General features: G+C 74.3%; 7 protein-coding genes and 1 tRNA gene. 5 read left to right on the top strand and 3 right to left on the bottom strand.

Annotation, left to right across the window (positions count from 1 at the left end; all coding sequences use genetic code 11):
* Positions 1-97 precede the first annotated feature (97 nt).
* Entirely contained in the window at positions 98-406 is a 309-nt protein-coding gene (locus ABWI04_RS31430; protein ID WP_345184205.1) for a DUF3618 domain-containing protein, read from the bottom strand.
* Positions 407-559: 153 nt separating this feature from the next.
* Between ABWI04_RS31430 and bcp the strand changes: the two genes are divergently transcribed.
* A complete protein-coding gene (gene bcp, locus ABWI04_RS31425; protein WP_345184203.1) occupies positions 560-1,027 on the top strand; it encodes a thioredoxin-dependent thiol peroxidase in 468 nt (155 codons plus the stop codon).
* A gap of 54 nt (positions 1,028-1,081) precedes the next feature.
* Here bcp and ABWI04_RS31420 read toward each other — a convergent pair.
* Positions 1,082-1,166 (bottom strand) — tRNA-Leu (locus ABWI04_RS31420).
* Positions 1,129-2,742, bottom strand: coding sequence for an MFS transporter (locus ABWI04_RS31415; RefSeq protein ID WP_345184201.1), 1,614 nt, complete (start codon positions 2,740-2,742; stop codon positions 1,129-1,131). The genes ABWI04_RS31420 and ABWI04_RS31415 overlap by 38 nt, the downstream gene beginning before the upstream one ends.
* A gap of 41 nt (positions 2,743-2,783) precedes the next feature.
* Here ABWI04_RS31415 and ABWI04_RS31410 point away from each other — a divergent pair, with 41 nt between their 5' ends.
* From ABWI04_RS31410 to ABWI04_RS31395, 4 genes are all read left to right on the top strand, one after another.
* Positions 2,784-3,407: a TetR/AcrR family transcriptional regulator gene (locus ABWI04_RS31410; protein ID WP_353834684.1), complete on the top strand. Its 624-nt coding sequence runs from the start codon at positions 2,784-2,786 to the stop codon at positions 3,405-3,407.
* Between the two features lie 149 nt (positions 3,408-3,556).
* Positions 3,557-4,588 (top strand): anti-sigma factor RsbA family regulatory protein, encoded by a 1,032-nt coding sequence (locus ABWI04_RS31405; protein WP_345184197.1) that lies wholly within the window; start codon positions 3,557-3,559, stop codon positions 4,586-4,588.
* A gap of 79 nt (positions 4,589-4,667) precedes the next feature.
* A complete protein-coding gene (locus tag ABWI04_RS31400) occupies positions 4,668-5,573 on the top strand; it encodes an MEDS and STAS domain-containing protein (RefSeq protein WP_345184195.1) in 906 nt (301 codons plus the stop codon).
* The gene (locus ABWI04_RS31395) at positions 5,573-6,493 is read left to right on the top strand and encodes an anti-sigma factor RsbA family regulatory protein (protein ID WP_353834683.1); all 921 of its coding nucleotides are present in this window, start codon (positions 5,573-5,575) and stop codon (positions 6,491-6,493) included. The genes ABWI04_RS31400 and ABWI04_RS31395 overlap by 1 nt, the downstream gene beginning before the upstream one ends.
* The last annotated feature ends 12 nt before the right edge of the window (positions 6,494-6,505 follow it).

The following is a 6,505-nucleotide window of genomic DNA, read 5'->3' as shown; positions in this document are numbered from 1 at the left end:
CCGCAGCATTCCGGCGGCGCCCCGCCGCGCCCGGGCCCCGCCCGGAAACGCGGAAGCGCCGGCCGCGGACCGCGGACCGGCGCCTCGGGGACGGGGCTCAGCGCCTCCTGCGCCTGCGGCGCCGCAGGACGAGGGCGGTCACGATGACCGCCGCGCCGACTCCGGCGAACACCAGCCGCCGGTCGATCTGAGGACCCTCGCCGTCGTCGTCCTCGGAGGGGCGCACCATCGCGCCGAGGGCCTTGGCGACCTGGTCGGCCTCCTCCTTCAGCCGCTCCGCGCCCCGGTGCGCGACGTTCCTCGGGCTGACCCGGTCGGCGAGCTCGTCGATGGTGCGGGCCAGTTGCCGCCGGCTGCGCTCTATCTCCCGTTCCAGCGCCTCCGGGTCGCGGCTCTTGTCAGCCATGCCGTGTCCTTATCGTGTCGGGCGTACTCGCGCGGGCCGGAACCGTGACGAGCCGAGCGTGATCCGCACAGTCTTGCAGGTCTTCCCGCCGGATGCCCGCCGCACCCCAGCCGGTACCGTTGGACCCACCATCCGAGCGAAAGGCGGGACAGGGTGTCCGAGCGGCTGCAGCCGGGCGACGTCGCCCCCGATTTCGAGCTACCCGACGCCGACGAGACCGCGGTGTCGCTGGCCTCGCTGCGCGGCAAGCGCGTGATCCTCTACTTCTACCCGGCGGCCATGACCCCCGGCTGCACCAAGGAGTCGGTCGACTTCGAGGGAAGCCTGCCCGAGCTGGAGGCCGCGGGCGTCGCCGTCGTCGGCGTCTCCCCCGACAAGCCGGCCAAGCTCGCCAAGTTCCGGGACAAGGAGGGGCTCACGTTCCCACTCCTGTCCGACCCGGACGCGGAGGTCCTGCAGGCCTACGGCGCCTACGGGGAGAAGAAGCTGTACGGCAAGGCCGTCGTCGGGGTCATCCGGTCGACGTTCGTCATCGACGCCGACGGCCGGATCGAGAAGGCGTACTACAACGTGAAGGCGACGGGGCACGTGGAGCGCCTGCGCCGCGACCTCGGCCTGTAGGCACCGCGCCGGCCCGCGCTCGGCGCGGGCCGGGGTGGGCCGGGGTGAGACCGGTGCGGGCGGGGGGATTCGAACCCCCACGGTGTCACCACCAACAGGACCTAAACCTGCCGCGTATACCTGATTTCGCCACGCCCGCCCGCGCCCTCGTCCGGGCTCCCGTTCGGGCTTCCCTCTGAGGGCGCGTTCAGCTTAGCGTCCTGATCGGCGGGCGCGGGGACGGATTCCGCCGCCTCCCGGCGGGGCGTGCGGTACAGGGCGGCGACGACGACCGCGGTGACGGCGAGCGCGACCGACGCGGTGAGGAACGCCGTCTGGAGGCCGTCGCTGAAGGCCGTCCGCGCGTGCTCGGCGGCCTGCGGGCCGAGCCGCACCGCCGCCGCGACCGACGTCCTCGCCTGCTCGGCGGCCGGGCCCGGCAGGTTCCCGAGGTCGAGGTTCGCGCGGTAGGCCGACTGCAGGAGGCTGCCGAGGACGGCGATGCCGAGCGCGCCGCCGAGCTCCCGGGCCAGGTCGTTCATCGCCGACCCCACGCCCTGCTTCTCGGCGGGCAGCGCGTCGGTGATCGCGGCCGTGGACGGGGTCATGGCGAGGCCCATGCCGGCGCCGAACGGGACGAGGCCCGCGAGCAGCAGCCAGTAGGTGCTGTCCTCGTCCAGCAGCGAGAAGACCAGCATCCCGACGCCGACCAGGAGCAGGCCGGCCGTGATGACGCGGCGCGGGCCGAGCCTCGCGGCCAGCTTCGGCGCGGCGACCCGCGCGGACGGCATCATCGCGAGCGCCATGGGCACGAGGCTGAGCGCGCCCACGAGGGCGCTGTCGCCCTTCACCAGCTGCAGGTACTGCAGGATGATGAAGACGAAGCCGAAGAAGGCGAAGAACTGCACGGTGACGGTGAGGGAGCCGGCCGAGAACGCCCGGATGCGGAACAGCCGCGGGTCGAGCAGCGGGTTCGGCCGCTTCAGCTCCCACCCCACGAACCCGGCGAGGACGACGAGGGCGGCGGCGAGGCCGAGCAGCGTCCGCGCGGAGGCCCAGCCGTGCGTCGGCGCCTCGATGATCGAGTAGACGCCGGCGCCGAGGCCGGCCACGGTGATCAGCGCGCCGGTCACGTCGAGGCGCGGCGCGTCCGGCTCGGCCGACTCGGGGACGAACGCGAGCGTCGTGACCAGGGCGACCGCGGCGAGCACCACGTTCATCCAGAACACCGAACGCCAGGTCCAGAACTCCAGCAGGGTCCCCGACACCAGGAGGCCGAAGATGGCGCTGGCCCCGGCGACGCCCGCCCAGGCGCCGACCGCGCGGGTGCGCTCGGCGGCCGGGAACGTCGAGGTGATCGTGGACAGCGTCGCCGGCATGACCAGGGCCGCGCCGACGCCGAGCACGCCGCGCATCGCGATCAGCCATTCCGGGTCGCCGCCCAGCGCCGCCGCGGCCGAGCCCGCGCCGAACACGAGGAGCCCGGCGGTGAGCGCGCGGCGCCGCCCGTAGCGGTCGCCGACGGCGCCGCCGAGCAGCAGCAGGGCCGCGAAGACCAGCGCGTAGGCGTCGATGATCCACGACAGCTCGGTGAGGCCGGCGCGGGTGTCGCGGGCGATGGAGGGCACCGCCGTGTTGAGGGAGGCCACGGCCGACACCACCGTGGCGAGGGACAGCATCACGGCCGGCAGCACCGCTCGGTGGACGGCGCCCGGCCCCTGCTTCGTGGTGTTCATACCTCGACGGTGGCCCCGGCACGCACTATATTTCAACCTTGATGAATAAATCCGGGGGCGGGCGGGGGCGGCGGCGCGGCGGCCCCGACACCCGCGAGGAGATCCTCGCGGTCGCCCGCAGGCGGTTCCTGGCCGACGGGTACGGGCCGGTCACGATGCGGTCCCTCGCCGCCGAGGCGGGCGTGGACGCCGCGCTGATCAGCTACTTCTTCGGCTCGAAGAAGGGCCTGTTCGGCGCGGTGCTCGGGCTGGTCGCCAACCCGCCCGAGGTGCTGGCGGGCGCGCTGCCCGGCGACCCCGCCGAGCTGCCCGAACGCGTCCTGCGCGCGCTGGTCACCGCGTGGGACGACCCGGAGAACGGCAAGCAGCTGCTGCTCATGGTGCGCGCCGCCGTCCAGGACCCGGACCTGAGCCGGCTGGTGCGCGACCTGGTCGAACGCGAGATCGTCGGCCGCATCGCCGACCATCTGGGCGGCCCCGACGCGACCGCGCGGGCCGGGGCGCTGGGCGTCCAGCTCTCCGGGCTGATCTTCGCCCGCTACGTCCTCGTGGTGGAACCCGTCGCCTCGATGCCGCCCGATGAATTAATCCGGTACCTCTCCCCGGGCTTCCGCGCCGCCGTCCACGGTCCTCCCCGCCGCCCCCGGACGCGCCGAACCCGGTAGCGGACACGCCCGCGGCGGGGTTGCGGACGACACTTCGGACGAATCGGGCAGAGAATCGCGGCGCCGCGGGGGCGGGCGTCCTAGGCTGGCCGCGTCCTTTCGCCACGCGCAGCCGGTGACATCATGACCACACGTCTGGCGGTCCCCTCGTGAGCGCCGCCCCCGGGAGCCCCGGCTCCCCGGGCGCCGGATTCACGCACCGCCTGCTGCCCTTCTCCGGGGCGGAGGAGTTCCTCGGCGGCGCGGTGCCGTTCCTGCGCGCCGGCCTCGACGCGGGCGACCGCGTCCTCGCGGTCTGCGGGCCCGGCCGCGAGGCGCTGCTGCGCGACGCCCTCGGACCCGCCGCGGCGGGCGTCGAGTTCACCGAGGCCGCCGCCTGGTACGCGCACCCGTCCCGCACGCTGGCGGACTGCGTGGGCGACGCCTTCGAGACCGCGCGGCGCGGACGCCGGCTGCGCGTCCTCGGCGAGCCCGTCTGGGCGACGCGGCCGCCGCTGGAGGTCGTCGAGTGGCAGCGGACCGAGGCCGTGCTGAACGAGGCGTTCCGCGGCACCGGCGCCGCGATCATGTGCCCCTACGCGGCGTCGCTCCCCGCGTCCGTCGTCGCGGCCGGGCGCAGGACGCACCCCGAGACCGTGCGCGGCGCGCGGGCCCTCCCCAACCCCGGCTTCCTGAGCCCCGCGGCGTACTGCGCCCGGTGCGACGGCGAGGCGCTGCCCCCGCCGCCGGACGGCGCCGAGACCCTGGAGATCGAGCGCCCCGACCTGTACTGGCTCCGCGTGTGGGTCACCGACTTCGCGCGGCGCACACCGCTGCCGGACGGCGAGAGGCAGCGGCTCCTGGTCGCGGTCACCGAGGTGGTCACGAACGCGTTCCGGCACGGCGAGCCGCCCGTCGTCCTGCGCATGTGGACCGACGCCTCGCCCGGCGCCGCCGCCCTGGTCTGCGAGGTCACCGACGGGGGGCGGTGGGAGCCGGGCGGCGGGTTCGGCCTCGTCCCGCCGAAGCCGGACGGCGGTCCGCCCGGCGACGGGTTCGGGCTGTGGGCGGTGCGCCTGCTGTGCTCCTTCGTCCAGATCCGGACGGGCCGGAACGGGACCGCCGTGCGGCTGCTCATCGCCCTGCCGGGCGCGACCACGGCGAACCGGCGAGGCGGCCGCGGCGGCTCGGACGGAGCGTGAGGAACTCCATGCGTTGGGCTTCCAAAGGCACCGGACCGGCGTACGCTGAACAGATCCGCCTCACACCGATGGGCAGGCCATGGACACATCCTGGTTCGCCGAACGCCCCGTAAGCGAACTCCGTCCCGGAGATCACGGCTGGCTGGCCTACAGCAGTCAGGAGGAGCGCGACCGCGTCATCGGGCCCTTCGTCCGGGAGGGTCTGGAGACCACCGAGAAGGTCGTGTACGTCACCGACGTCCCGGTCGAGCGGCTGCCCGGCCTCGGCCCGGGGCGGCCGATCGACGTGGACGCCCTCGTCAGGTCGGGCCAGCTGCGGGTCATCCCGCCGCGGGAGGCGTGCCTCGACCGCCGCGGCTCGTTCGAACCGGCCCGGATGGCCGACACCGTCGCCCGCGAGCTCGGCGCCGCGTTCGGGCAGGGCTTCCGCGCCGTGCGCCTCACCACCGACCACAGCTGGCTGCTGAACGGGCCCGGCGGGCCCGACCTCGGCCCGATGCTCGGCTGCGAGCACCGCGTCGGCGACACCGTCTCGCCGAGCACCATGGCGATGGCCATCTGCCAGGTCGACCGGCGCTCGTGTCCGCCCGCCGCGCTCGCCGCCCTCCGCGACACACACGAGGTCCTCGTGGAAGTGAACCCCGAATTCGACGACGGGATACTGAAGATCGTGCGCACGTTCGAGCCCGACGGGCTCCGCGTCGAGGGCGAGCTGGACGCCGCGCGGCACTCGGTGTTCGCCGAGCAGCTCCGCCGGCTGCGGCCCGGACGCAGCGTCCACCTCGACCTGTCCCGGCTCGGGTTCATCGACCTCGGCGGGCTGCACCTGCTGGCCAAGCACGCCACCCGGCTGCCCGCCGACGCCGCGCTGATCCTCGACCACCTGTCGCCCGACGTCGAGAGCGTCATCGACATGGTCGGCTGGCACCGGCTGCCCGGCCTCGCCCGCGGGCGGCGGCTCGCGGAGACGGAGGGCATCGCCTGATGGCACTGGAGCACAAGGCGTTCATGTACCGGGGCACCGAGGACTTCCTGTCCGTCACCGTGCCCTACCTCGAATCGGGCGTCCAGCGCGGCCAGGTCGTGATCGCCGTCGCCTGCGAGCCCAACCTGACCGCCCTGCGGGACGTCCTCGCCCCGCACGGCGACGCGGTCACCTACTTCGACTCCGCCGGCTTCTACAAGCACCCCGTCCACACGCTGCGCGACTACCAGACCATCGTGAAGCAGAGCGCCCCGCGCACCGTCTGCGCGCTCGCCGAGCCGCTCTGGCACGGGTGGGACGAGCGCCAGACGCTCGAATGGGTCCGGTACGAGTCCCTCATCAACGTGGTCTTCGGCGACTCGGGAGCGCGGGCCCTGTGCCCCTACGACGCCGAGGAGCTGCCGCCCCGCATCCTCGACGAGGCGCGCCGCACCCATCCCCTGCTGCTCGCCCCGGGGCACGACGGCGAGAACGGCGACTACATCGACCCGGTGAGGTTCGGGTCCAGTTGCGACGGCCGGCTCCGCTCCGACCGCCCGGCCGGCGCCGAGTACTTCTCCATCGACGGCGACGACCTGCACGCGCTGCGCAGGTTCGTCGGCGAGCGCGCCCTCAGGCACGGCCTGGCCAAGCAGAAGGCGCAGAACCTCGTCACCGCCGCCAACGAGGTCGCCGCGAACGCGCTCCAGCACGGCACTCCGCCGATCGGGCTCTGGACGTGGCAGGACGGCGCCGACCTCGTCTGCGAGATCGGCGACCACGGCTTCTGGCGCCCCGGGCCCGACCCGCTGACCGGCTTCATCCCGCCCGACTCCGCCCTCCAGCGCGGCTTCGGCCTGTGGACCGTCCGCCTCCTGGTCGACCTGATGGAGCTGCGCGCCGGCTGGGACGGCACCTTCGTCCGCCTGCGCTGCGGCTGACCGCCCCCGCGG

Source organism: Actinomadura sp. NPDC000929, assembly GCF_040492065.1.
In the GTDB taxonomy this organism is placed as follows: Bacteria; Actinomycetota; Actinomycetes; order Streptosporangiales; family Streptosporangiaceae; genus Spirillospora; species Spirillospora verrucosospora.
The sequence above is the reverse complement of the archived record's forward strand: the minus strand, read 5'-3'. Positions and strand labels throughout refer to the sequence as shown.

Bases quoted from the DNA above. Each gene is read 5' to 3' on its own strand.
- ABWI04_RS31430 (WP_345184205.1), bottom strand. From the start codon at position 406: ATGGCTGACAAGAGCCGCGACCCGGAGGCGCTGGAACGGGAGATAGAG.
- ABWI04_RS31395 (WP_353834683.1), top strand. From the start codon at position 5,573: ATGGCACTGGAGCACAAGGCGTTCATGTACCGGGGCACCGAGGACTTC.
- ABWI04_RS31415 (WP_345184201.1), bottom strand. From the start codon at position 2,742: ATGAACACCACGAAGCAGGGGCCGGGCGCCGTCCACCGAGCGGTGCTG.
- ABWI04_RS31410 (WP_353834684.1), top strand. From the start codon at position 2,784: ATGAATAAATCCGGGGGCGGGCGGGGGCGGCGGCGCGGCGGCCCCGAC.
- ABWI04_RS31400 (WP_345184195.1), top strand. From the start codon at position 4,668: ATGGACACATCCTGGTTCGCCGAACGCCCCGTAAGCGAACTCCGTCCC.